The 23,882-nt window shown below is 68.5% G+C and carries 27 protein-coding genes; 14 read left to right on the top strand and 13 right to left on the bottom strand.

Features of this window, described 5'->3' with window-relative positions:
- Positions 1-47: 47 nt before the first annotated feature.
- The 4 genes from ACIQF0_RS22385 to ACIQF0_RS22370 form a co-directional block, all read right to left on the bottom strand.
- Positions 48-614, bottom strand: a complete 567-nt coding sequence (locus ACIQF0_RS22385; protein WP_401032100.1) for a sigma-70 family RNA polymerase sigma factor — start codon at positions 612-614, stop codon at positions 48-50.
- 85 nt (positions 615-699) lie between these two features.
- Positions 700-1,416, bottom strand: coding sequence for a methyltransferase domain-containing protein (locus ACIQF0_RS22380; protein ID WP_401032097.1), 717 nt, complete (start codon positions 1,414-1,416; stop codon positions 700-702).
- Positions 1,413-1,982 (bottom strand): sigma-70 family RNA polymerase sigma factor, encoded by a 570-nt coding sequence (locus tag ACIQF0_RS22375; RefSeq protein ID WP_360048078.1) that lies wholly within the window; start codon positions 1,980-1,982, stop codon positions 1,413-1,415. The genes ACIQF0_RS22380 and ACIQF0_RS22375 overlap by 4 nt, the downstream gene beginning before the upstream one ends.
- A 100-nt stretch (positions 1,983-2,082) precedes the next feature.
- Complete coding sequence (locus tag ACIQF0_RS22370) at positions 2,083-2,802, bottom strand: class I SAM-dependent methyltransferase (protein ID WP_360048077.1); 720 nt, start codon at positions 2,800-2,802, stop codon at positions 2,083-2,085.
- Between the two features lie 33 nt (positions 2,803-2,835).
- Here ACIQF0_RS22370 and ACIQF0_RS22365 point away from each other — a divergent pair, with 33 nt between their 5' ends.
- From ACIQF0_RS22365 to ACIQF0_RS22340, 6 genes are read left to right on the top strand one after another with little or no spacing between them, the layout of a single operon-like run.
- On the top strand, positions 2,836-3,681 hold the full coding sequence (locus ACIQF0_RS22365) for a ParA family protein (RefSeq protein ID WP_401032093.1): 846 nt from the start codon (positions 2,836-2,838) through the stop codon (positions 3,679-3,681).
- Positions 3,674-4,435, top strand: a complete 762-nt coding sequence (locus ACIQF0_RS22360; protein ID WP_401032091.1) for an Fpg/Nei family DNA glycosylase — start codon at positions 3,674-3,676, stop codon at positions 4,433-4,435. Before ACIQF0_RS22365 ends, ACIQF0_RS22360 begins: the two co-directional genes overlap by 8 nt.
- Before the next feature lie 32 nt (positions 4,436-4,467).
- On the top strand, positions 4,468-5,706 hold the full coding sequence (locus tag ACIQF0_RS22355) for a cytochrome P450 (RefSeq protein ID WP_401032088.1): 1,239 nt from the start codon (positions 4,468-4,470) through the stop codon (positions 5,704-5,706).
- Between the two features lie 42 nt (positions 5,707-5,748).
- Positions 5,749-6,306 carry an RNA polymerase sigma factor gene (locus tag ACIQF0_RS22350; RefSeq protein WP_401032086.1) on the top strand — a complete coding sequence of 186 codons (558 nt, stop codon included), beginning with the start codon at positions 5,749-5,751 and terminating at the stop codon, positions 6,304-6,306.
- Positions 6,303-6,824 (top strand): hypothetical protein, encoded by a 522-nt coding sequence (locus ACIQF0_RS22345; protein WP_401032083.1) that lies wholly within the window; start codon positions 6,303-6,305, stop codon positions 6,822-6,824. Before ACIQF0_RS22350 ends, ACIQF0_RS22345 begins: the two co-directional genes overlap by 4 nt.
- A gap of 44 nt (positions 6,825-6,868) precedes the next feature.
- Positions 6,869-7,846 (top strand): quinone-dependent dihydroorotate dehydrogenase, encoded by a 978-nt coding sequence (locus ACIQF0_RS22340; protein ID WP_401032080.1) that lies wholly within the window; start codon positions 6,869-6,871, stop codon positions 7,844-7,846.
- Here ACIQF0_RS22340 and ACIQF0_RS22335 read toward each other — a convergent pair.
- From ACIQF0_RS22335 to rimO, 8 genes are all read right to left on the bottom strand, one after another.
- Positions 7,827-9,041 carry a glycosyltransferase gene (locus ACIQF0_RS22335; RefSeq protein ID WP_401032078.1) on the bottom strand — a complete coding sequence of 405 codons (1,215 nt, stop codon included), beginning with the start codon at positions 9,039-9,041 and terminating at the stop codon, positions 7,827-7,829. The two genes, ACIQF0_RS22340 and ACIQF0_RS22335, sit on opposite strands and share 20 nt — an antisense overlap.
- 171 nt (positions 9,042-9,212) lie before the next feature.
- Entirely contained in the window at positions 9,213-10,397 is a 1,185-nt protein-coding gene (locus ACIQF0_RS22330; RefSeq protein WP_401032075.1) for a uracil-xanthine permease family protein, read from the bottom strand.
- Positions 10,398-10,633: 236 nt separating this feature from the next.
- The gene (locus ACIQF0_RS22325) at positions 10,634-11,455 is read right to left on the bottom strand and encodes a hypothetical protein (protein ID WP_360048064.1); all 822 of its coding nucleotides are present in this window, start codon (positions 11,453-11,455) and stop codon (positions 10,634-10,636) included.
- A gap of 28 nt (positions 11,456-11,483) precedes the next feature.
- Positions 11,484-12,335, bottom strand: a complete 852-nt coding sequence (locus ACIQF0_RS22320) for a PspA/IM30 family protein (RefSeq protein WP_093597530.1) — start codon at positions 12,333-12,335, stop codon at positions 11,484-11,486.
- A gap of 359 nt (positions 12,336-12,694) precedes the next feature.
- Positions 12,695-13,117, bottom strand: coding sequence for a helix-turn-helix transcriptional regulator (locus tag ACIQF0_RS22315; protein ID WP_360048063.1), 423 nt, complete (start codon positions 13,115-13,117; stop codon positions 12,695-12,697).
- A gap of 102 nt (positions 13,118-13,219) precedes the next feature.
- Positions 13,220-13,699, bottom strand: coding sequence for a CinA family protein (locus tag ACIQF0_RS22310; RefSeq protein ID WP_360048062.1), 480 nt, complete (start codon positions 13,697-13,699; stop codon positions 13,220-13,222).
- Positions 13,696-14,274 (bottom strand): CDP-diacylglycerol--glycerol-3-phosphate 3-phosphatidyltransferase, encoded by a 579-nt coding sequence (pgsA, locus tag ACIQF0_RS22305; protein WP_360048061.1) that lies wholly within the window; start codon positions 14,272-14,274, stop codon positions 13,696-13,698. Before pgsA ends, ACIQF0_RS22310 begins: the two co-directional genes overlap by 4 nt.
- A complete protein-coding gene (gene rimO / locus ACIQF0_RS22300) occupies positions 14,271-15,674 on the bottom strand; it encodes a 30S ribosomal protein S12 methylthiotransferase RimO (protein ID WP_401032068.1) in 1,404 nt (467 codons plus the stop codon). The genes pgsA and rimO overlap by 4 nt, the downstream gene beginning before the upstream one ends.
- A 64-nt stretch (positions 15,675-15,738) precedes the next feature.
- Here rimO and ACIQF0_RS22295 point away from each other — a divergent pair, with 64 nt between their 5' ends.
- The 8 genes from ACIQF0_RS22295 (at position 15,739) to ACIQF0_RS22260 (ending at position 21,418) form a co-directional block, all read left to right on the top strand.
- Positions 15,739-16,239: an amino-acid N-acetyltransferase gene (locus ACIQF0_RS22295; RefSeq protein WP_093597550.1), complete on the top strand. Its 501-nt coding sequence runs from the start codon at positions 15,739-15,741 to the stop codon at positions 16,237-16,239.
- A gap of 62 nt (positions 16,240-16,301) precedes the next feature.
- A complete protein-coding gene (locus ACIQF0_RS22290; protein ID WP_360048057.1) occupies positions 16,302-17,153 on the top strand; it encodes a MerR family transcriptional regulator in 852 nt (283 codons plus the stop codon).
- Positions 17,137-17,928: a hypothetical protein gene (locus ACIQF0_RS22285; protein WP_401032063.1), complete on the top strand. Its 792-nt coding sequence runs from the start codon at positions 17,137-17,139 to the stop codon at positions 17,926-17,928. Before ACIQF0_RS22290 ends, ACIQF0_RS22285 begins: the two co-directional genes overlap by 17 nt.
- Entirely contained in the window at positions 17,900-18,433 is a 534-nt protein-coding gene (locus ACIQF0_RS22280) for a hypothetical protein (protein ID WP_401032060.1), read from the top strand. The genes ACIQF0_RS22285 and ACIQF0_RS22280 overlap by 29 nt, the downstream gene beginning before the upstream one ends.
- Complete coding sequence (locus ACIQF0_RS22275; protein WP_401032057.1) at positions 18,430-19,584, top strand: YcaO-like family protein; 1,155 nt, start codon at positions 18,430-18,432, stop codon at positions 19,582-19,584. Before ACIQF0_RS22280 ends, ACIQF0_RS22275 begins: the two co-directional genes overlap by 4 nt.
- Positions 19,585-19,589: 5 nt before the next feature.
- Entirely contained in the window at positions 19,590-20,243 is a 654-nt protein-coding gene (locus tag ACIQF0_RS22270) for a nitroreductase family protein (RefSeq protein ID WP_401032054.1), read from the top strand.
- 84 nt (positions 20,244-20,327) lie between these two features.
- Complete coding sequence (locus ACIQF0_RS22265) at positions 20,328-20,798, top strand: phospholipase (RefSeq protein ID WP_360048049.1); 471 nt, start codon at positions 20,328-20,330, stop codon at positions 20,796-20,798.
- 116 nt (positions 20,799-20,914) lie between these two features.
- Entirely contained in the window at positions 20,915-21,418 is a 504-nt protein-coding gene (locus ACIQF0_RS22260; RefSeq protein WP_401032050.1) for a hypothetical protein, read from the top strand.
- On the opposite strand, the gene ACIQF0_RS22255 is transcribed toward ACIQF0_RS22260, so the two are convergent.
- On the bottom strand, positions 21,415-23,799 hold the full coding sequence (locus tag ACIQF0_RS22255) for a DNA translocase FtsK (RefSeq protein WP_401032047.1): 2,385 nt from the start codon (positions 23,797-23,799) through the stop codon (positions 21,415-21,417). The two genes, ACIQF0_RS22260 and ACIQF0_RS22255, sit on opposite strands and share 4 nt — an antisense overlap.
- Positions 23,800-23,882 lie beyond the last annotated feature (83 nt).

Raw genomic sequence — 23,882 nt, 5'->3', positions numbered from 1 at the left:
GTCCACCCCACGCACTCGCCACGAATCGTCACAAATGCAAACGAATGTCACCCGATCGGGACAGCCAATGCGGCAATTTCCTTGCGAAGGCGACCAAGCGCGCGGTGCTGGGCAACGCGCACGGCGCCCGGTGTCGACCCCACGGCTTCCGCGGTCTCCTCGGCGGAGAGCCCCACCACGACGCGCAGCACGAGGATCTCGCGCTGCTTGTCCGGCAGGAGGTGCAGCAGCCGTCCCAGGGTGCCGTTCAGCTCGTCGCGGAGGACGAACTCCTCCGGTCCGGCGCCGCGCACCTCCTGATCGGGCACCTCGGCCACCGGCTCCGCACGGTTACGAGCCAGAGCCCGATGCGCGTCGGCGACCTTGTGCGCGGCGATGCCGTAGACGAACGCGAGGAACGGCCGGCCCTGCTCCCGGTAGTTCGGAAGAGCCGTCAGCACGGCCAGGCAGACCTCCTGCGCGACGTCGTCCGCAGTTGTCGCGGAACGTCCGACGCGCGCACGACAGTACTTCACCACCAGCGGTCGCAGGTAGCGAAGTAGCTGGTCAGCGGCCCTGCGCTCGCCTTGCACGGCCAGGCTCACCAGTTCTGCGGATAATGCCGAACTCTCCATCCGAAGCGTCCCCTCGTCGACGTCCCGTGGAGGAGACGTGCGACGCGTCACTCCTTATGCGGAAAGTAGGGAGAAACTTCAAACGTCACCCGTTTGCAGCAACGAAGAGCGGTTGGCAATAGGCGTGGAGCGACCACTCCGCGTAATCGAAACCGGCTCGTTCCGCCAATTCAGTGATTTCATGACGAGTAATCGCCCAATACCGTGCCTTGCCCACCACGACGCGCCACGAGTCGGTTTCGTGCAGCCGGAACATCTCCAGTTCGTACTGGTCGCCGTCCCAATGCCAGAGCTGGAACCACACGACCCGCCCAGGTCCGACGGATGGAGGGGTCGACAACGGCCGTTCGGCGCGGATCGCGTCGTAGTCGCGCGTCGAGAGGACGAGGCGGCCGCCAGGACGGAGCACGCGCCGCATCTCCCGCAACGCCGCCAGCACGTCCTGGGCGGTCAGCAGGTGCGGCAGCGCGTTGTCCGCGGCCAGCACGACGTCGAACGAGGCGTCGGCGAACGGCAGTGAGCGCATGTCCGCGGCGAACGCGGGCAACGTGATGCCACGCGCAGAGGCCTCCACAACGGCCCGAGAGGCCGCCTTAGGGCTCAGATCGGTGCCCACGACCTCATAGCCGCGCAGAGCCAGACCGATCGCCTGCGTGCCGATGCCACACGCACAGTCGAGAACGCGCGCGCCCTGCGGGATGAACTCCGCGAGCTGCGACGCCTGCCGGGCCATCGACGCGTCCCAGTCCGGGAACATCAGGTCGTACGTCCCGGCCAGTCCGTCGTAGAAGGCGCCGGTCAAATCAGCTCCTCGACCCCCACGGTCGTCCTCAGCTTGGCCAGCGCACGGTGCTGAGCCACTCGCACGGCACCCGGCGTCGAGCCGGTCGCCTCGGCCGTCTCCTCCGCCGTCAGCCCGACGACCACGCGCAGCAGCAGGATCTCGCGTTGCTTGTCCGGGAGCCCGCGCAGCAACTGGCCCAGCCGCACCGAGAGCGAGCCGAGCAGCGCGTTCTCCTCGGGGTCGATGGTCAGCGACGGGCCGTCCGGCACCTCGGCGACGGGCTCGGAACGGTTGCGGGCCGAGACCCGATGCGCGTCCGCGACCTTGTGCGCGGCGATGCCGTAGACGAACGCCAAGAACGGTCTTCCCTGCTCACGATAGGTGGGCAGGGCCGTCAGGACCGCCAGGCAGACTTCCTGCGCCACGTCGTCCGCCGACGCGTACGCCCTTTCATTGCGACCGACGCGCGCACGGCAGTACCGCGCCACGAGTGGTCGCACGGAGGCCAGCAGCCGTTCGACGGCATGCCGGTCACCCGCTACGGCCTCGTTGACCAATGAGGCCAGCAGGTCGGAACTTTCCATCGCGTTGGTCCCTACGTCGGCGGCGGAGGCCATTATCTTTCGCCGCCGCCTTGTTTGGGACCACTCATCAGGGTCATAAAAGTCCCGAATGCAAAAGTTTTCAGGCTGTGCGGCGGGCGAACACGTGCAGCCGGGCGGCGACGTCCCGGAGCGGAGACCGCGTGGCAGCGGCCAGTTCCAGCTCGGCGAGCGCGTCGGCGGCACCCGGATTCGCGTCCAGCACCACACCGGGCACGAGGTCGGAAACAATGCCATGGCCTTGCAGGAGCTCGACAGAAAGCCCCGCCTCGAGAACCAGTTTCTCAAGACCCGGGACGTCGAACCGGCGCTGCAACGGGTCACGCGTGCCCGCGAGCTGACCGGCGTCGTCGTCCAGCAACCTTCGCGCGTCGACGATACGGCCGGCGATCGCGCGGTGCAGGATCGCCGCGAACCGGTTCGCGACCAGCACCGACACCGCGCCACCGGGTGCGACCGCGGCGGCCAGCGAGGCGAGCGCGGCCGGGGCGTCGTCGACGACCTCCAGCAGCCCGTGCGCCAGCACCAGATCGGCTTCACCAGCGGGTACGCCCAACGAGTCCGTGTCGCCCTGGACCGCGTTGATCGTCACACCGGCCTCGCGCGCACGGGTGTTCAGCGTGGCCAGTGCGTTCGGTGAGGGCTCCACGACCGTGACCGCGCATCCCGCTGCGGCTAGGGGCACGGCCCAGACACCGCTGCCGCCTCCCACGTCGAGCACGCGGGGCGGTTCTCCACCCCTGCGCTCGCGTGCGGCGGCCAATTCGGCGTCGAGCACCCTCTGTACGGCGTCCGGTCGCATGTCCAACAGAGTAGGAGACCCTAGAGTAGGTCTGTGCATACGGTGTCCGTGCTCAGCCTCAAGGGAGGCGTCGGCAAGACGACGGTGGTGCTCGGCCTGGCCTCTGCCGCCCTCCGCCGTGGCGTCCGCACGCTCGTGATCGATCTCGATCCGCAGTGCAACGCCACGTCGACGCTGGAGCCAGAGGAGTCCAAGGCCAGCATCTACGACGTCCTGCAAGACCCGTCCGAGGAGAACGTCGAGCAGGCGATCCGCCCGAGCAGGTGGGGCGACGGCATCGACGTGTTGTCCGGGTCCGAGGACGCGGAACTGCTCAACCACCCGGATCCGAACGAGTCCCGGCTGCATCGTCTGAAAGACGCGTTGCGCACGTTGCGCGACATGTACGACGAGTTCCCGTACCAGCTCGTGCTGCTCGACTGCCCGCCGTCGCTGGGCCAGCTGACCCGGTCGGCGCTGGTGGCGGCCGACCGCGCACTGCTGGTCACCGAACCGACGATGTTCGCGGTGGCGGGCGTGCAGCGGGCGTTCGAGGCGGTGCAGAACGAGCGGGAGAGCAACAACGCCGACCTGCAGCCGCTGGGCGTCGTCGTGAACCGCGTGCGGCCGCGCTCGCACGAGCACCAGTTCCGCATCGAGGAGCTGCGTGACATCTTCGGCCCGTTGGTGATGCCGGTGGCGTTGCCGGACCGTCTCGCCGTGCAGCAGGCACAGGGCGCGTGCATGCCGATCCACGAGTGGGGCACGCCGGGCGCGCGTGAGGTGGCGCTGGCGTTCAACCTGCTGCTCGCCCGCATCCAGCGCATCTCGCGGAGCCGGCGTCGCGCCGTGCACCGCGACTTCGACGACGACGAGATCCAGGAAGCGGTGGATGCCTGAGGGGGACACCGTCTTCCTGGCCGGCCATCGGATGCACGAGGCGCTGGCCGGGAAGACGCTGCGGCGCGGCGAACTGCGCCACCCCCGGCTGTCCACGCTGCAGCTGACCGGGCTGGACGTGCTCGGCGTGCGCACGTACGGCAAGCACATGTTCACCCGGTTCTCCGACGGCAACAGCCTGCGCAGCCACTTCCGCATGGACGGCGCGTGGCACCTCTACCGGCCCGGCGAGCGCTGGCGCCGGCCCGCGCACCAGGCCCGTGCGGTGTTCGAGGTCGACGACCGGCAGGCCATCGGATTCGCGTTGCACGACATGGAGTTCGTGCCGACCTCGGACGAGGATCGGCTCATCTCACATCTCGGACCTGATCTTCTAGCATCTGATTTCGACGCCGCTGAGGCCGTTCAGCGGTTGACCGCCGATCCTTCACGGCCCATCGGCCTCGCATTGTTGGATCAACGGATCATGGCCGGCGTCGGCAATCTCTACCGCGCGGAAGTTTGTTTCCTGTTGCGCGTCCTGCCGACGACTCCGGTGTCATCTGTGGACGCCTCACGTGCGGTTGCGTTGTCACGCAAGCTCTTGCAGGCCAACCAGTGGCGGCCCGAGCAGAGCACCACCGGCGACCTGCGCGTGCAGCACTACGTTTTCGAGCGGACCGGCAAACCCTGTTTGCGTTGTCGCACAAGAGTCCGATCGGACGAGATCGACGGCAGATTTGTGTACTTCTGCCCAAAATGCCAGTCCGATTGAACCGAGCCGCTCTCCCGGCCGTGTCCCCCAATATGGCGGTAAATCTGGATGAGCTGCGCCCCGGCTTCACCGACGACCCGTACGCCGTGCTGAAGAGCCTGCGCGACGCAGGCCCCGTGCACCGGGTCGAGACCTTCGGCGTGCCGATGTGGCTCGTGACCCGCTACCCCGACGTGCGCGCCGCGTTGGACAACCCGCTGCTGTCCTCGCACGGCTCGGCGCTCACCGAACCCCTGCGCGGCCATCCGCACTTCGCGTCGTGGTGGTTCGGCGATCTGTCCGAGCACATGATGAACAGCGACGAGCCTGATCACACGCGTCTGCGCCGTGCGGTGTCGAGCCAGCTCACGCCCCGCCGCATCGCCGCCCTGCGTCCCCGGATCGAGCAGGTGGCCACCCAGCTCGCCGACGGTTTCGCGGACTCGGGCCGCTGCGACCTGATCGCGGACTTCGCGGCGCCGCTGCCGATCACCGTGATCATGGAACTGCTCGGCGTTCCCGCCGTCGACCAGGAGAACTTCCGCTACTGGGCGGACGTGGTCACCGGGCTGGCGGACGGTGACGCGACCTCGGCCCGTGAGGAGACCTCCGGCTACCTGCGCGACCTCGTGACGCACAAGCGGACGTCCGGCGACGACGACCTGATCGGCGGCCTGGCCCGTGCGACCGGCGAGTCCGCGCTGTCCGACAGCGAACTGGCCTCGCTGGCGTTCCTGCTGCTCGTGGCGGGCTACACGACCGCCGTCGACCTCGTCGGCAACGGCGCGCTGGCGTTGCTGCGCAACCCCGAACAGCTCGAACTGCTGCAGCGCTCGTCGTCCCTGCTGCCCGGCGCCGTCGAGGAGTTCCTGCGGTTCGACGGCCCGACCTCGCACCTACTGCGGTTCGCCACCCAGCCGCTCACGATCGGCGGCGCGCAGATCGCGGCGGGCGACGTCGTGCTGCTCTCGCTGGCCTCGGCCGAGCACGACCAGACCCGCTATCCGCGGGCCGACCAGCTCAACATCGAACGGGCCGACCGGCAGCACCTGGCGTTCGGGCACGGCATCCACTTCTGCCTGGGCGCGCCGCTGGCCCGGCTGGAGGGCGAGGTGGCGTTCCGGACGCTGCTGGGGCGCTGCGCCGGGCTGGCGCTGGACACCTCACAACCGCTGGGGTGGCGGGTGTCGCTCGGGAGCCGCGGGTTGCGAGGGCTGCCGGTGACGTTCCGGACGAAGCCGCGGATGCCGCTGGACGAGCAGGCGACGCTCAAGGTGCCCAAGCCGATGTAACGGCGTGGCTGGAAGTCGGCAACCATTGGCGTGAGTCAGCCGATGACAGCACCACGACATCCACCACCGCCGTCTCCCACCCGCGCAGCGCGCGCGTTCGAGGAGATCTACGAGGCCGAGTTCGACGTGGTCACGTCGTACTTCGCGCGGCGCACCGCGGACCCGCAGACGGCCGCCGACCTGACCGCGGACACGTTCGTCGCGGCCATCACGTCGTTCGCCACGTTCGACCGCAGCCGAGGCACGGCACGAGGCTGGATTCTCGGCATCGCACGGCGGGTGTTCGCGCAGCACTGCGAGGCCGTCACCCGCGGCCGGAACGTGGTCGCGCGCATCCACGGCCGGCGCGTGCTCGACACCGACGAGATCGCCGACCTGGTCACGCGGATCGACGCGGAACGGGAAGGCCGTGAGCTCATCGCCGCGATGGCGGCACTCAGTCCCGCCGACCGCGAGGTGATCGAACTCGTCGATCTGGTCGGGATGGCACCGAAGCACGCGGCGAAGGTGCTGGGCATGTCGTCCGGCGCGCTGCGGATCAGGCTCTTCCGGGTGCGCGGCAAGGTCCGCGACCTGGCATCGAACGGGGGACAGCGATGACGACGTTCAAGGACAACCTGCTCGACGACCTGATGCGTGAGCACGGTCAGACGGTCGAAGAGGCGCCAGAACAGCGCAGGAGGCCCGCACGGCCGTTGCTGGTGGCTGCCGGTGCGCTCGCCATCGCCGGTGCGGCCACCGTCGCGATCACGAGCAACAGCAGCGAGGCCTACGCCGTCACCAAGAACGCCGACGGCAGCGTCACGGTCACCATCCGGGACATCAAAGGGGTCGACGCGGCCAACGCGAAGCTGCGCGAGTACGGGATCGGCGCGAAGGCCGTGCCGATGTCACGGGACTGCGCCGACCTGGACGAGACCAAGATGGACCTCCTCGGCGGCTACGTGCTTCCGCGCATCTCCGACGACGGCTCGGTCACGATGAGCCCCGGTGACATCCCGGCCGGGTACTCGGTGCTGCTCGGCGTCTCGAACCTGCCGAACCGCAACACCGGGCTGGGCTTCACCGGCCCGATCCGCGACCCCGCGCCGGACTGCCTCGCGGAAGTCGGGAACTGACACGGCCGCGCGCCCACCCTGAGCTGGCGTTATAGGGTGGGCCCGTGGTCTACAAGCAGGTGGTTCGCAAGGCGTTGTTCAACATGCACGGCGGCGACGCGGAGCGGGTCCACGAGACCACGCTCAACGTCATGGCCAGGCTGAGCCCGGTGGCGAGGTTCGCCCGCAACCAGAACAACCCGCGCACCGTCTTCGGTGTCCGCTTCCCGAACCCGGTGGGTCTCGCGGCGGGCCTGGACAAGGACGGGCGCGCGCTGCCGGCGTGGGCCGCGCTGGGGTTCGGGTTCGTCGAGGTCGGCACCGTCACGTGGCACGCACAACCGGGCAACCCGAAGCCGCGCCTCTTCCGGCTCCGCGAGGACGAGGCGATCATCAACCGGATGGGCTTCAACAACGCGGGTGCGCAAGCGCTTGCCGCGAAGCTCGACGGGACGCCGCTGAAGGCGCCGCTGGGCATCAGCCTCGGCAAGTCCAAGATCACGCCGGTCGAGGACGCCGTCCAGGACTACCTGAACTCGCTGAACGCCCTGAAGAACCACGGCGACTACTACGCGATCAACGTCAGCTCGCCGAACACGCCCGGTCTGCGCAGTCTGCAGGACAAGGGCGCGCTCACCGAACTCGTCCAGACGCTCACGCGGGCCACGGACAAGCCGATGCTCGTCAAGATCGCGCCGGACCTCACCGAGGACGCCATCGCCGAGGTCATCCAGGTGTGCGTCGACAACGGCATCAAGGGCCTCATCGCCACGAACACCACGCTGAGCCGTGAGGGCCTCACGAGCGCTCACCAGAGCGAGACCGGCGGCCTGAGCGGCAGGCCGCTCACCCAGCGGGCGAACGACGTGGTCCGGTTCATCACGAAGAACAGCGACCTGCCGGTCATCGGCGTCGGCGGCATCGCGACCGCCGACGACGCCAAGCGCATGATCGACGCCGGCGCGAGCCTGGTGCAGATCTACACCGGGTTCATCTACGAGGGCCCCGGGCTCGTGTCGAGGATCAACCGGGCACTGAGGTGAGCGTGCGTTCGACGTGCTCCCAGCGGCCGACCGGACGGTAGCCGCGCAGCACGGTGAACAACGAGCGCAGCACCGCGACGAAGTCCACGAACACGATCACCATCAGCAGTGGATAGGCCAACGGCGCCAAGGCCAGCAACGGCGCCTTGGCTCGCCAAGGTTCGGAGATGTCGCCGACGATCGTGAACAACGCGACGCCCGTGTAGACCGCGCACAGCAGAAGAATGCCGGTGAACCAGCCCGTCTGGAACGTCGCGGTGACGACGACGTAGATGAACACCGGCTCGAACAGCACGAGAACCTCCCCCGCCGCCGTGTACGGCAGGTGCACCCACGAGAGAAGACGCGTGCACGACCGGCCGAAGAAGAGCGAGCGGTGCTTGTAGAACGCCTGCAGCCGGCCGAACTTCCATCGGAACCGTTGCCGCAGCAGACCTTTGAGCGACGGCACGGCCTGGGTGTACGCGATCGCGTCGGCCGCGAAGATGATGCGCCAGTCGAAGTTGCCGCGCACGGACAGGATCTTCATCGAGAAGTCGATGTCCTCCGTCATCGTGTCGGTGTCGAAGTAGCCGCACGCGCGCACGATCGACGTTCGGAACATCGAGCCGACACCGCCGATGACGTACTCGCAGTTGAACACCGTGTAGCCCTGCTTGAGCCGGTGCACCACCGCGTACTCCAGGCGCTGCACCCAGCCCAGCACACCGCGCTGGTCGGCGATCTTCACGTTCGCCGCTGCCGCGAGCACCATCGGGTCGGCGAAGTGCGCGACCATCTTCGACACGGCGGTGCGGGACAACGACGAGTCGGCGTCCAGCACCATCACCAGGCCGTCGCCGACGAGGTGCATGCCGGTGTTGATCGCCGCCGCCTTGCCCGTGTTCTCCTGCGAGACAACGTGAACACGTGAGCCGAAGTGCCGCAACGCGGCCACCGTGCCGTCGACCGAGCCGTCGTCGACCACGACCACCGACACGTCCGGGTAGTCACTGTCCAAAACGGACTGCACCGCGCGGGCGACGCACAACTCCTCGTTGTAGGCCGGGATGACGACCCATACCGTTGGCGCGTAAGGCAACGGACGTGAGCGGCACAACGAGAGGTCGTAGAGGTCAGCCGCCACCAGAACTACGCACACGCGGACGACACCGATCATCGCCAGCGGAACCATGAGCCACGCGAGCGACGTCATCGGCGATGGCGCAGCAGTCGGATGCGGGTCGCGGCCAAGCTGCCCGCGATGATCGCGCAGGCCATGAACAGCACCACGAAGTACGCGGCGACCATGGTGATTCTCCCTCCCTGGACCGGAAACTGGATCGGTCCGAATTGGAGGGACGAAAACCACACAAACGTGTGTCGGTCAGTTACGGCGCGCAGCCCTGAGCCAGCGCATGATCGGGTGCAGGATCACGACGAGCAGCGAGCCCCACACCATGCCGCCCATCTCCAGGTCGCCGATCTCGATGGTCAGGTCGCCGACACCGGCCACCAGCGCGGCGCCGCCGACCATCGCGTTCGCCGGGCTGGCCAGGTCGACGCCGCGGTCCATCCAGATCCGCACGCCGATCAGCACGATCAGGCCGTAGAGCACGAGGGTGCAGCCGCCGAGCACGCCCGGCGGGATGGTGCCGAACAGCGCGATGGCCTTCGGGGAGAACGCCAGCAGCGTGGCGAACACACCGGCGAACGCGAACGCCGCCGTCGTGTACACGCGGGTCACGGCCATCACGCCGATGTTCTCGGAGTACGTCGTCGTCCCGGCGCCACCGCCCAGGCCGGACAACGCGGTCGACAGGCCGTTCGCGATGATCGCGTCACCCGCGCTGCCGTCGAGGTTGCGCCCGGTCAGCGCCGCGACCGCCTTGACGTGCCCGACGACCTCGGCCACCAGCACGATCACCACGGGCAGCATCAGCAGCACGACGGACGGCCGCAGCTCGGGCTGGTACAGCTTCGGCAGGCCCACCCAGGCCGCGTCGCGCAGTGCGGCGATCCGCTCGGACGACACGGCGCCGAACGCCAGGCCGCCCATCCAGATCGCCACGAAGCCGATCAGGATCGAGAACCGGAACACCAGGCCGCGGCCGAGCACGCCGGCCAGCAGGATCACGAGCGTGGTCAGGCCGGCGATCAGCGGCTGCTCACCGAAGTTCGAGGTGGCCTGGTGCGAGAGGTTCAGGCCGATGATGATCACGACGGCGCCGGTGACGACCGGCGGCATGACCGACTCCAGCAGCCGCACGCCGAGCGCCTTGACCGCGATGCCGACGACGATCACCAGCAGACCCGCGGCGACGACACCGCCGAGCTGCGCGGAGATGCCCTGCTCGCGCGCGGCCACCAGCGGCGCCACGAAGGCGAAGGACGAGCCGAGGTAGCTGGGGACGCGGTTCTTGGTGATCACCAGGAACAGCAGCGTGCCCAGGCCGGAGAACATCAGGGTGGTGGCGACGGGCAGACCGGTGGCGGTGGGAACGATCACCGTCGCGCCGAACATGGCGACCAGGTGCTGCACTCCGAACCCGATGGTGAGCGGCCAGCTCACCCTCTCCTGGGGCGCGACGGTTTCACTGTCGGTGATCCGACCGTCCCCGTGCACGGTCCACAACGCCAACGCACTGCCTCCCGGCAATTCAGCCGGACTTCCCGCAGACCGGCCCCGGAATCCTGCCACGCCATGTAGCGGCTACGGCTAGATAACGGTCCGATAATCACACGATTGCCCTAAAGATCTCCAGAGAGAACCGCCGAATAGGCGCACGCGACTACTGAGCGTCACATTCAGTGCGCTGAATAGCCTGACACGTCTCGCATCGCGGACGCGAGACCGGCCATGTGGTCCGTGGCGTCGTCCAGCACCTCGCCCGGATTCTGGAACAGCGTGCTCGCCGCCAGGGCCTTGCCCGCCTCGGCCACCAACGCACAGTAGCGGTCGACGCCGTCCGCCAGTTGCATCCTGAGCACCCGCACGCCCTCGACCAACGGCGCGCGCTCCAGCGGCGGCGCGGTGTCCCGAGCGCGTTCGACGGCCTGGAGCTGTGCGGAGACCGCGCGGATCGCCGAGGAGGCCTCCTGGGCGGTCTGCCGGGCGTGCTGGACGGACTCGGTCGGCATCGACGTGAGCGCGGGCGAGTCGAGCTGCACGAGCAGCTGGGTCATCGTGTCCTCGGCGCCGTGCAGCTTCTCCATCGGAACGCGCGCGGACGAGATGTGCGCCGGCAGCGGCGGCCGGGGCGGTGGCGGCGGCGACAACGCGAGCCGTTGCCGGGCGACCCCCAGCTCACGCAGCTTGAACCCGCTGCGCACGGCGAGGACGGCGGGCACCGCAGCGCCGATCGAGCCGGTGACGGCGGCCCACGTGCCGAGCACGCCGGTGAAGCCAAGCACCGCGAGGGTGCCGAGCATCGAGATGACGATCAGCCAGAACGTCAGCACGGCGTTCGTGCGCTTGCGCTTGCGTTCGAGCTTGGCGCGCGGGTCGTTCCACTTCTGCATGCGGTAGCGCGCCTGCTCGGCCAGCGGGTGGCCCTGGAGCGACGCACCCAACTCGTTGACGACCTTGCGGACGATCTCGTTGTTGGGACGGTTTCTCCAGGGCTCCATGATCACCTGCTGGCTCCTTACGTCCCGCTCAGTTCTGAGCCGGCGGGACCTGCTGCTGCGTGGTCTTCTGCTCCTGCTGGACGCGCTGCGCGATCTCGGCCTGAATCTGCGCGGCCGCGCTGTTGCCCGCCGTCACCTGCGCCGGCGTGTTCGCCTGACCGCCGTGCATGGACGCGCGGATCTGCTCGAGACGCGACGAACCGGCCATCTGGGTGGTCGAGGCCTGCACCTCGAGCATCCGGCCCTGCACCGAGTTCTGGGCGAGCTCGGCGGATCCGATCGCGGTCGCGTAGCGCTTCTCGATCTTGTCGCGAACCTCTTCCAGCGACGGCACGTTGCCCGGCGCGGCGAGTTCGCTCATCTGGGTCAGCGACGCGGAGACCTGCTCCTGCATCTTGGCCTGCTCCAGCTGGCTGAGGAGCTTGGTGCGCTCGGCCAGCTTCTGCTGCAGCATCATCGAGTTGCGCTCGACCGCCTGCTTGGCCTGTGCGGCGGCCTGCAGGGACTGGTCGTGCAGCGTCTTGAGGTCCTCGATGCCCTGCTCTGCGGTGACGAGCTGGGTGGCGAAGCTCTGCGCCGCGTTCTCGAACTGCGTCGCCTTCTGCTCGTCGCCCTTGGAGCGCGCCTCGTCGGCGAGCACGAGGGCCTGACGGGCGGAGGCCTGCAGCTTCTCGACGTCGCCCAGCTGGCGGTTCAGCTTCATCTCCAGCTGGCGCTGGTTGCCGATGACGGCCGCAGCCTGCTGAGAGAGGGCCTGGTGCTGCCGCTGCGCCTCCTCGATGGCCTGCTGGATCTGCACCTTCGGGTCAGCGTGCTCGTCGATCTTCGACGAGAACGACGCCATCAGGTACTTCCAGAACTTCACGAACGGACTGGCCATCTCCTACGCCTGCCTTCTCGGTGCCGGTGTTGGATCCATCGTCTCAATTGTGCGTCGGCGTATCCACCGACACGGGGAGATATCCGGGAACACCCTGACCCACCCCGGGACTTAGGAGTACACGCCTGACGACGTGCCAATCCTGCCCTCACCCGCGCCCCAGGACGCGGTGACCCAGCGTGCTGATGCCAAGCCGTTGCCTGCCGTTCAGCCCGAAGCGCCGTTGCCCTGTTGAACGTCCGAAGACGCAATCTTGTTGCAGACCGTCACGTGGCGGGGACCACAGTCGGTGACACGTCACCCGAATGCAGGCGACCCCGCTCGCCATCGGGGCGAGCGGGGTCGTGGATGACATGGGATTACGCCGCGACGACTGCCTTCGGCGTCTCGCCGATCTTGCTCGTGAGCCTGTGACTGAGCATGGGCTGCAGGCGCAGATCGGACAGGTCGTCCGAGAGCGTGGACGGCAGCACACGGCCACCTTCCAGCTTGCCCCGGTCCGAACGTCCGTTCGGGACGGTGTCGGGAACCGTGTCCGGCGTCTGCTGGACGGCGCCGATGTCGGAGGCGACGTGGTGCAGCAACTCGGACAAGGGCAGTTCTAACGCGTCACATATGGCCGCGAGGAGCTCGCTGGACGCCTCTTTGCGGCCGCGCTCCACCTCGGACAGGTACCCCAGGCTCACGCGGGCGGTCCGAGAGACCTCGCGCAGCGTGCGGCGTTGGTTGGTGCGGGCATGGCGAAGTCGATCACCGATCGCCTCGCGTAGCAGCACGGTCATCGCGCGCCTCCTTCCGGCCGGCCGTGTCCCTACGTTACCGATCGACACCGACAACGGGCACTGACTTCCGAACACGTCCGCCAAGGGCGAACGAACGCGGAGTCATCGTTTGTTCCCGGGATCGGTCACCAGCAGGTAATCCGAGAGCAGGACCAGCGCTTTCTCCACGGCGGCGGAACGGACCGCTCTGCGGTCGCCACTCACCGTGATTGTCCGCACTGTGGACACTCCAGGGCCGCTCAAGCCGATGTGGACCGTCCCCGGAGCGACTCCGTCCTGCGGATCGGGGCCGGCCACCCCGGTGAGCCCGATTCCCCAGTCCGATTTGCACCTTTTCTTGGCGCCTTCGGCCAGTTGGATCGCGACCTCGGGATGCACGGCTCCGTGCTCGTCGAGCAACCGCTGGTCCACGCCCGCGAGCTCGTGTTTGAGCTCGGTGGCGTAGACGATCAACCCACCGCGGACCACGGCACTCGCCCCCGGTGTGTCGACGATCGTCGCGCACAGCAGACCCGCGGTCAGCGACTCGGCCGTGGCGACGGTCTGGTTCTTCGCTTTGAGCAGTTCGACGACGCTGGTCACAGCACCGCCCGTCCTGCCCTTGCCTTCATCTTGAACGCGCGGATGACGTAGTCGATTCCCGTGACGATGGTGAGGACCAGCGCGACGGCCATGATCACCCACGCGATGAGCTGCAGCACGTCGTTCTGCGGGAGCACGAACAGTCCGATCGCGATGACCTGGGCCAGCGTCTTGGCCTTGCCGCCGCGGCTGGCGGGGATGACGCCGTAGCGGATCACCCAGAACCGCAGCAGCGTGATGCCGACCTCGCGCACGGCGATGGTGATCGTGATCCACCACGGCAGCACGTCGAGCATGCTCAGGCCGACCAGCGCGGACCCGGTCAGCGCCTTGTCCGCGATCGGATCCGCGATCTTGCCGAAGTCGGTGATGAGCCCGTGCTTGCGGGCGAGCGTGCCGTCGATGTGGTCGGTGAAGCTCGCGACGGCGAAGATCCCGAACGCGATGAGGCGCCACGTCGTGTCGAAGCCGCCCGCTTCGAACAGGGAGAACAGGAAGACCGGAACGAGCAGCATCCGCGCCACCGTGAGGACGTTGGCGACGTTGAGCAGCGGGACCTTCCTGGCCTCAGTCATGTCGCGATGACCTCTACGACCAGGTCCACGCCCTCGGAGTCGACCACGCGGCAGCGCACGAAGTCGCCGCGCTTGAGCCCCTCGGCCTCGAGCACGATGCACTCGCCGTCGACCTCGGGCGCCTGGTGCTCGGCCCGGCCGACGCAGTCGCTCTCGTCGTCCTCCTCGTGCTCGATCAGCACGAGGACCTCGTCGCCCACGCGGTCCTCGGCGCGCTGGCTGGTCAGCTCCTCGACGAGGTTGCCGATCCGCTGCACCCGTTCCGCGATGGTGTCCGCGTCGAGCTTGCCCTCGAGCCCCTCGGCCTCGGTGCCGTCCTCGTCGGAGTAACCGAAGATGCCGACGGCGTCGAGCCGCGCCTCCGTGAGGAACCGTTCGAGTTCCTGCAGGTCGGCTTCGGTCTCGCCGGGGAAGCCCACGATGAAGTTGCTGCGGATGCCCGCCTCGGGCGCGTGCTCGCGGATCTGCCACACGAGCTTGAGGAAGCTGTCGGTGTCGCCGAACCGGCGCATGCGGCGCAGCACGTTCTCGCTGGAGTGCTGGAACGACATGTCGAAGTAGTTCGCGACCTTGTCGGTCTTCGCGATGGCCGCGACGAGGCTCGGCTTGGTCTCGGCCGGCTGCAGGTAGCTCACCCGCACCCGCTCGACGCCGGGGATGCTCGCGAGGCGCGGCAGCAGCTGCTCCAGCGCCCCCTGCTCCCGCGGCAGGTCCTTGCCGTAGCTCGTCGAGTTCTCGCTGACGAGGAACAGCTCCTTGACGCCGTTCTCGGCGAGCCACATGGCCTCGGCCACGACCTCGTCCGGGTGCCGCGACACGAACGCGCCGCGGAAGCTCGGGATGGCGCAGAAGCTGCACCGCCGGTCACAGCCGGACGCGATCTTCAACGGCGCCACGGGGGCGTCGTCCAGCCTTCGCCGTGGCGTCTTGGTGGGCCCCCAGCCGTGGCCGGGCACCTGCACGTCGTTCTTGGCGTCCTGGCGCTTCACGGGCGTGATCGGCAGCAACGTGCGGCGATCGACCGGCACGTGCGACTCGACGGGCTTGCCGTGCAGCACGTCCTGCAGGCGCTCGGCCAGGTCGTTGTACTGGTCGAAGCCCAGGACCGCGGCCGCCTCCGGGAGGCTGTCCGCGAGCTCCTTGCCGTACCGCTCGGCCATGCACCCGACCGCGACCACCTTGGCCCCGGTGTCGGACGCGGCGAGCAGCGTGTCGACCGAGTCCTTCTTGGCCTGCTCGACGAAGCCGCACGTGTTGACGACGACGACGTCCGCGCCCTCGTCCACCAGCTCCCAGCCGCCCTCACCGAGGCGCCCGGCGAGTTCTTCGGAGTCGACCTCGTTGCGGGCACAGCCCAGGGTCAGCAGCGACACACGTCGCGGAGTGGTGGGAGAAGACACGGCGCTCAGAGTAACCGGGTCGGGCTGTCAGGCCGGAATCGTGCCCACCTCATACTTGTCGGTTGTGACCAGTGGGGTAGTCGTGCGGCGCGCCCGCACCAGTGACGTACGCGCCATGAAGGCGCTGATCGACGGGTACGCGGGCAAGGTTCTGCTGGCCAAACCGCTGGTCACGCTGTACGAGGCGGTCCAGGAGTTCTGGGTGGCCGAGGAGGACGGCGAGCTGCTCGGCGTCGGGGCCCTGCACGTGATGTGGGAGGACCTGGCCGAGATCCGATCCGTCGCGGTCTCCCCCATGGCGCTGGGCAAGGGCGTCGGCCACCGGATCGTGGCGCAGCTCATCGCGACGGCGAAGGAGCTGCAGCTCGCGCGGATCTTCGTGCTGACGTTCGAGACCAAGTTCTTCACCAAGCACGGCTTCATCGAGATCGAGGGCACACCGGTGAGCCCCGAGGTCTACGAGGAGATCATGCGATCGGTGGACGAGGGCGTCGCCGAGTTCCTCGACCTGAGCTACGTGAAGCCGAACACGCTCGGCAACAGCCGGATGCTCCTGGAGCTCTAACTCTTCGAGTGATTACTCGAAGAGTCTTGACTCGACTAACGGGCAGGGCCAAGATCTGGGGCGTGCCCGAATCGCTGACCGTCGACGAGCTCGCTGCCCGGATCGGCCTGCCCAGCAGCACCATTCGCATGTACCAGACGAAGGGTGTGCTGCACGCGCCGAGACGGCAGGGTCGCGTGGCGTACTACGACGCCTCGCACGTCGAGCGGTTGACGTTGGTGCAGCGGTTGCAGCAGCGGGGGTTCTCGCTGCCGGCGATCGCCGAGCTGATCACGGCACGCGAGAAGGGCGAGTCGGTCGCCGCGGTCCTCGGCTTCAGCGAGGCCGAGGGGCCCGACGACTGGGTTCGGATCAAGGTGCGCGACATCAAGCACCTGATTCCGACCGGAGACGTCCAACCGCGACTCCTCCTCCGGGCTATGCGGTTGGGCTTGGTGCGGTGGAAGTACGGCTGGCCGCACACGCGTCGCTGGGCACTCGAAGCGGGCGGCAGGCTTGCCGGCCTCAGGGTGCCCAGCGATGACGTCATGGACAGCTTCACGCGCCTGCGCACGGCGACCGACGCGGTGGCGGCGGACTTCGTGCGGTTGTTCGAACGGCAGTTCTGGCCTGAGCTCGCACGCAAGGCCGGTGACGAGAACCAGCTCGAGAACGTGCGGGCGTTGCTGGTCGAGCTGACGTACACGGCGGAGACCGCGGTGGTGGGGACGCTGCGGGAGTCGATCCGGGACGCGGCCGAGGAGTTCGCGTCGCGGCACGGGTTGCTGCCCAGCGACGACTACCAGCCGGCGTGGGCGGAGCAGCCGTTGCCGCCGATCGCCGAGAACCTCATGGATCCGGCGGGAGATCTGCCGAGCGAGCAGGAGATCGAGTGCTTCCTGGCGAGGGGGGACGAGGATGAGCCTGGTCGCTGATCCCGCCTGGCACGCGCAGGTGAGGGACGAAGGCCTTGTCGTGTACGCGGGAGCCGATCTCGCGTACCTGATGCCAGACCTGCCCAGGGCGGTGGCCGTGGCGCTGGCAGGACTGTTCGAGCCAGTTTTGAGGGGAGTGGCTCGAACGGTCGACGAGAGCCGGTTGGGGGAACCGGTTCGCCGGCACGTGGCCCAGCTGAGGACCCTGGGCGCTCTCCGCCCGGCCGGGTTGCCGAACGACGACGCGAAGCCGATGGGGGTCGGCACGCGCGTCGTCGGGAAGGCACCCGCCGGGCTGGTAGAGCGGTTGCCGCACAACGAGAATCCGGACCTGCTGCTCGTCGTGCGGACGACCGGCACGCTGGTCGACCTGATCGAGGTGGCGCGCGAGACGACGGTCCCGCACCTGTTGCTGGACCTCGCGTACCACCACACCGCCGCCGTCGGGCCCTTCGTGGTGCCCGGTGCCGGCGCGTGCCTGGCGTGCCTCGCGGTGCGGGCGGGGCGGCGGTGGGGGGATCCGCCGCCTCCCCCGCTGCCGGGAGCCCTTCGGCACGACTTCCCGATTTCCCTTGCCCTGCAGGCGATTCAGAACATCCGCGGTGGCTCGCTGGCCCTGCTGGACGCGGTCGTCACCGTCAACCTCGACGAGTTCACGACGACGCGCGAGAGCGTGCTGCCCGCCGCCGACTGCGAGATCTGCCCGAAGGTCCAGTTCGGGCGCGTGTCACTTCCTTGGGGGAACCATGAACGCGACGGCAGTCCGGTTACCTGACCAGTTCTCACCGGGTGCGGCCGCCGCCAACGCCGCGACGCCCACCTGTTGCTGTTGTTGTTGCTGTTGCGCGGTTTCCTCGGTCGGCGCGGCCGTGCACATCCCGGAAGCCCTGTACCAGGACACCAAAGAGCTTCCCCGGCCGCGCAGCGCGCTCGTGCTTCCCGCCGCGATCTTCCCGTTGCTCGTCGTCGTGCTGCCGTTCGTCACGCTGGGCGCGGTCTTCGACCTGCACTGGGGCTGGTGGCTCGGGGGCTTCGCGGCCGCGCTGGGGTGGGCAGGCGCCGCCGGGTTCCTCGCCCGGTCGCCGAAGCCGTGGATGAGCCTGCTCCGGCTGCTCGGCTGGGCGGCGCTGTGGGTCGTCGAGCCGTTCGTCGTGTTGTTCGCGCTGGGACCGCTCGCCACCCTCGGCGAAGGAGCCGTGTGGGTCGTCGGCGTGCTCTACATCGGCGGTGCACTGGCATTGGGTCACTGGATCTTCCGGCACTACCGGGGGAAGCGGTGAAGACCGTCGCGGAGGCGCTGATCGAGCGCGCGGTCGGCTGGCGGCAGGGTGTGGTGTCTCAACTGCACCCGGTGCCGCACAGTCTGTCCGATGTGGACGTCGAGGGCTGGGCCGCGGTGCCCGAGCCGTTCGCCACCGGCGGTACGTCCGGTGGCACGTCGAAGGTCGCGGCGGTGGCCGAGGCACTGGAACGGCACGCGGCCGCACGGGCGCCGCTGGAGATCGCCACGGACGGCGAGTGCTGGCCGTTGGAACACTTCAGCCTGCACACGGTCGAGCAGCGCGTGGCCCCGAACTACCGCTACCGCAAGGGATACGTCGACACACCGTACACACGGGCGTGGACGTTGCCCGGCAACGAACCGATCCGCGTGCCCGCCGGTCTCGTCGGCCTGGACGCCTCGTACGGGCTGCCCGCGACGTCGTCGGGGCTCGCGGCCGGTCCGTCGACGACCAGCGCGTTGCTGCGAGCGTTGCAGGAACTGGTCGAGCGCGACGCGTTCACCACGACCTGGCTGCATTCCCTCGCACCGCAACGGTTCGACGCCGACCTGCCGCACGGCGCGATGGCGTTCGACCTCACACCCGCCTACAGCCCGCACCCGGTGGTCGCCGTCGCGGGCTCGCTGCCGATCGCGGGCAAACCTCGGCCGACGCTGGGACTCGCCTGCCGCGCGACCGTGGCGGAAGCGGTGCGGAAGGCCTACGAGGAGTGGATCCAGGGCACGGTGTTCATCGAGGTCTGGCTGGCGCGCAACGGCGACCAGCCGATCGACGAGGTCACCGACTTCGACGAGCACGCCGTCTACTACGCCACGCACCCGTCGAAGTGGGACGCGCTGCCGTGGTTCGGCGGCTTCGAGACGGACCCGCCGCGCGACGCCGAAGCCCGTGGCACCAGCGGGGAACTGACCGAACTCGTGCACGCCCTCGACCGCGCGGACATCCGCCTCGCCTACCGCGAGCTCACCACGCCGGAGCTGTCGGCCGTCGGACTGCACTGCGTCCGCGTCCTGTCCCCCGACCTCGCGCCGCTGCACTCGGACCACCGCTGGCCGCACCTCGGCGGGCGGGCCCGTGAGCTCGGCCGGCGCTACCCGCACGCCTCGCCGGGCGTGTTCCCCAATCCCGCACCGCATCCGCTGGGGTGACGCCGATGTTCGACGACTTCTGGGCCGCGAGCCGGTTCTCACCGCTGCACCAGCGCAGGCTCGGCGACCGGCTGCGCGACTTCCGGCCGCAGCCGGCGTTGATCGACCCGCTCGAACTGCCGTCACCGCCCGTTCCGCTGCCCCGTCCGCACGACCGGTTGCAGAAGCTGTTCCAGGCGCGCAGAAGCACGCGGGAGTTCGCGCCGAAACCGTTGACGGACAAGCAGCTCGGCACCGTCCTGGGCGCACTGTCGGACAACAGCGTCCCGTCCGCGGGTGGGTTGCATCCGTTGCGCTGCTACGCGTTCTACGACGGCCGCGCGGTCCGCTACGACATCGCACGCCACGCGTTGCAGGACATCGGCCCGGCACCGGAGAACCTGGCCGAGATCCTCGGCACGCCCGAGGTGCCCCCGCTGACGATCGTCCTGGTGTTAACGGACAAAGACTCGTTCGAGAAGTACGGCGAACGCGCGGGACGCTTCGGCTTGATCGAAGCAGGTGCCGCGGCGCAGACCATCTGCCTCCGTTTGGCGGAGCAGAAACTGGGCGGCCATCTGCTCGGCGGAGTAGCGGACAACGAAATGCTGCACTCCCTGGGACTGCCCCGCGAACTCCGCGTGGCCACCGCGATCGCGTGCGGACACATGATCACCTGACGTTCATCAGATCGTGTCTACCGAGGACAGTCGATCACCCGCTACAACTTGGCGAGACCCTGCTCACACTCCGAGGAGCTCGCCATGTCGACGAAGACCCTGCGCTCCGCCTTCGTGGGTGTCGCCGCCTCCATCGCCCTGATCTTCACGAGTGCCCCCGCGCACGCCGTGGACATCGTCGCGGTGACCGACGACTACCTGTTCTCGAAGACCATCAGCCAGTTCACAACATTGCGCGCGCAGCAGCCCTACGCGGGCCAGCTCGACTGGTCGTCCGACGGCTGTTCGTACTCGCCGGACAACCCCTTCGGCTTCAAGTTCCTGCCGACCTGCGAGCGTCACGACTTCGGCTACCGCAACTACAAGCGGCAGGGCCGGTGGAACGAGACGAACCGCCTGCGCATCGACAACAACTTCAAGTCCGACATGTACAAGCAGTGCGGCAGCAACTGGGCGTGCAAGCGCACCGCTGACCTGTACTACGCCGCGGTGCGCGAGTTCGGTGGCAGCGCGAGCTCCACGGCCACGAGCATCCAGAAGGCCGGCCTGAAGTAGTCACCGGGTCGCGAACGACCGCCTTGATCTCGCCGGACGCGACAAGGCGGTCCTTCGGGCGGGTGGCTTCCGAACAGGTTGACAGCACACGCGATCATTCGTTCATGCCAGGAGTCATGAGCGCTTTGGTCACCGCCAGCGCAGCCATCTTCGGCGTGTTGGTCGGAGCAGGCCTCCAGTTCTTCCAGGCCAGACGCATTCACCTGTGGCAGCAACAGACAGCCGATCGCACCGAACTGCGCACGGCCGGCGCCGACTACCTGACGGCGACGTTGCAGCTGGCCCAGTTCCTGACGCGGGCCGGGCAACAGCGGATCTCGTCGGGCGCGGAACCGGACGTCGACGAGATCCACGACCTCGTACGACTGGTGACCGAGGCCAGGACCCAGCTGGACCTGGTGGGCGGTGAAGCCGTGTTCGCGGCGACCAAGCGCTACCACTGGGAGCTGGTCGACATCGCGGCCGCCGTGGAGAAGGGACAACCGACGACCGACAGCAACGTCGGCGTCATGACCGCTGATCTCCGGCGTGCCCTGATGAACCAGATCCGCAAGGACCTGGGACGGCCACCGGTCCTCCAGCGTTGGCCTGACCGGGGCGAGAAGACTCCCCTGCACTAGTCCTCGTCGTCGGCGGGGCCGCCTCCGCGCATCAGGTAGACCGTGTTCTCGAGCTCGTCCGGCTTGATCAGCACCTCGCGCGCCTTCGAGCCCTCGGACGGTCCGACCACGCCACGGGTCTCCAGCAGGTCCATGAGGCGCCCCGCCTTCGCGAACCCGACGCGCAGCTTGCGTTGCAGCATCGACGTCGAGCCGAACTGCGACGTCACGATCAGCTCGGTCGCCTGCACCAGAAGTTCCAGGTCGTCGCCGATGTCGGCGTCGACCTCCTTCTTCTCCGCGGCCTTCTGCGCCGTGACGCCGTCGGTGTACTCGGGCTGCGCCTGGTTCTTGGTGAACTCGACGATCGACGAGATCTCCTCGTCGCCCACGAACGCGCCCTGGATGCGCACCGGCTTCGAGGCGCCCATCGGCAGGTACAGGGCGTCGCCCATGCCGATCAGCTTCTCGGCGCCCGGCTGGTCCAGGATGACCCGCGAGTCCGTCAGGGACGACGTCGCGAACGCCAGGCGCGACGGGACGTTCGTCTTGATCAGGCCGGTGACGACGTCGACGGACGGCCGCTGCGTCGCCAGGACGAGGTGGATGCCGGCCGCACGGGCCTTCTGCGTGATGCGGACGATGGCGTCTTCCACGTCACGAGGTGCGGTCATCATCAGGTCGGCGAGCTCGTCGACGATCGCCATGATGTACGGGTACGGCCGGTAGACGCGCTCGGAGCCGGGCGGCGCGGTGATCTCGCCGGACTTCACCTTGCGGTTGAAGTCGTCGACGTGCCGCACCCGGTTGACCTGCATGTCCTGGTAGCGCTGCTCCATCTCCTCCACGAGCCACGCCAGCGCGGCCGCCGCCTTCTTCGGCTGCGTGATGATCGGCGTGATCAGGTGCGGGATGCCCTCGTACGGCGTCAGCTCGACCATCTTCGGGTCGATCAGGATCATCCGGACCTCGTCGGGCGTCGCCCTTGCCAGCAACGAGACCAGCATCGAGTTCACGAACGACGACTTACCGGAACCCGTCGAGCCCGCCACGAGCAAGTGCGGCATCTTCGTCAGGTTCGCGGTGACCATGTGGCCCTCGATGTCCTTGCCGAGGCCGATCACCATCGGGTGCGTGTCCTTGACCGTGGACGACGCGCGCAGCACGTCGCCCAGCCGCACCATCTCGCGGTCGCTGTTCGGGACCTCGATGCCCACGGCGGACTTGCCGGGGATCGGCGCCAGCAGGCGGACGTTGTCGGTCGCCACGGCGTACGCGATGTTCTTGGTCAGCGCGGTGATCTTCTCGACCTTCACGCCGGGGCCGAGCTCGACCTCGTAGCGCGTGACCGTCGGGCCGCGGGTGAAGCCGGTGACCTGGGCGTCGATCGAGAACTGGTCCAGCACGCCGGAGATCGCCTCGATCATGAGGTCGTTCGCCTTGCTGCGGGTCTTCGGCGCGTCGCCGTCCTTGAGCACGTCCGGTGGCGGTAGCTGGTACTCGCCCTCGACGGCGCGCACGGCCATCGCCGGAGCGGCGGCCTTCTTCTCCTTGACCGGCTTCGGGGCGGGCTCGGAAGCAGGCTCGTCCAGCGGAAGCTCGGCCTGCGTCTCCTCCTCGACGGGCTCGACGGCCTGACGACGGCGGGACGGGCGGCGCAGGCGCACCGGCTTCGGTTCCTCGACCGGCTCCTCCTCGTCGGCGGGCTCGTCCGAGGACTTGGTGCCGGGGTGCAGCAGCGAGCGAATGCGTTCGGGCGCCTGGCGAATCGGCGTGTGCGTCACGACCAGCAGGCCGTAACCGAAGATCAGGAACAACAACGGCCCGGCGACCCACGGCGTCAAACCCTGCGCCAGGAACCCACCGGCCAGATAGCCCAGGGCTCCACCGGCGTCGCGGCGTTCGATCGGGTCCATCGGCAGGCCGCCGATGAGGTGGAACATGCCGAGCACGCCGATCAGCAGCAGCAACGAACCGATGATCAGCCGCGGCCGCGCGTCGGGCTTGGGATCGGTGCGCATCAGCGTGACGCCGATGCCGAGCAGCACGACCGGCACGATCACGGCCGGGAACCCGACGGAGCTGCGCACGGCGACGTCGACCCACTGCCCGACCGGTCCGCCTGCCTGCCACCACACGCCCGCGCCGGTGATGACCGCCAACGCGATCAGCAGCAGCCCCAGGCCGTCACGACGGTGTTCGGGATCGAGGTCCTTGCTACGGCTGACGGTGCGCACGAGACTGCCGACGCCACGGCCCAAAGCACCCCACACGGCACTGATGGCGCCGCCGCTCTTCTTGCGCGGTGCGGGCTTTCTGGACGCGGTGGATCGCGCCCGCGGCTTGGCTGGTGCTTTGCCGCGTGACGTGGTCTTTCTCGAAGTCCCTGTGCGCCCGGCCATGTGTACAAGGTAGTCCCTCGCGTCCCACCAGCCCCGTTAACGCCGGGAACGCGCGCGAATCCTCATGGTTCCCCGGTTCCGGC

It is taken from the genome of Lentzea sp. NPDC092896 (assembly GCF_044754905.1).
Lineage (GTDB): Bacteria > Actinomycetota > Actinomycetes > Mycobacteriales > Pseudonocardiaceae > Lentzea.
This window is presented reverse-complemented; position numbering and strand designations above follow the sequence as displayed.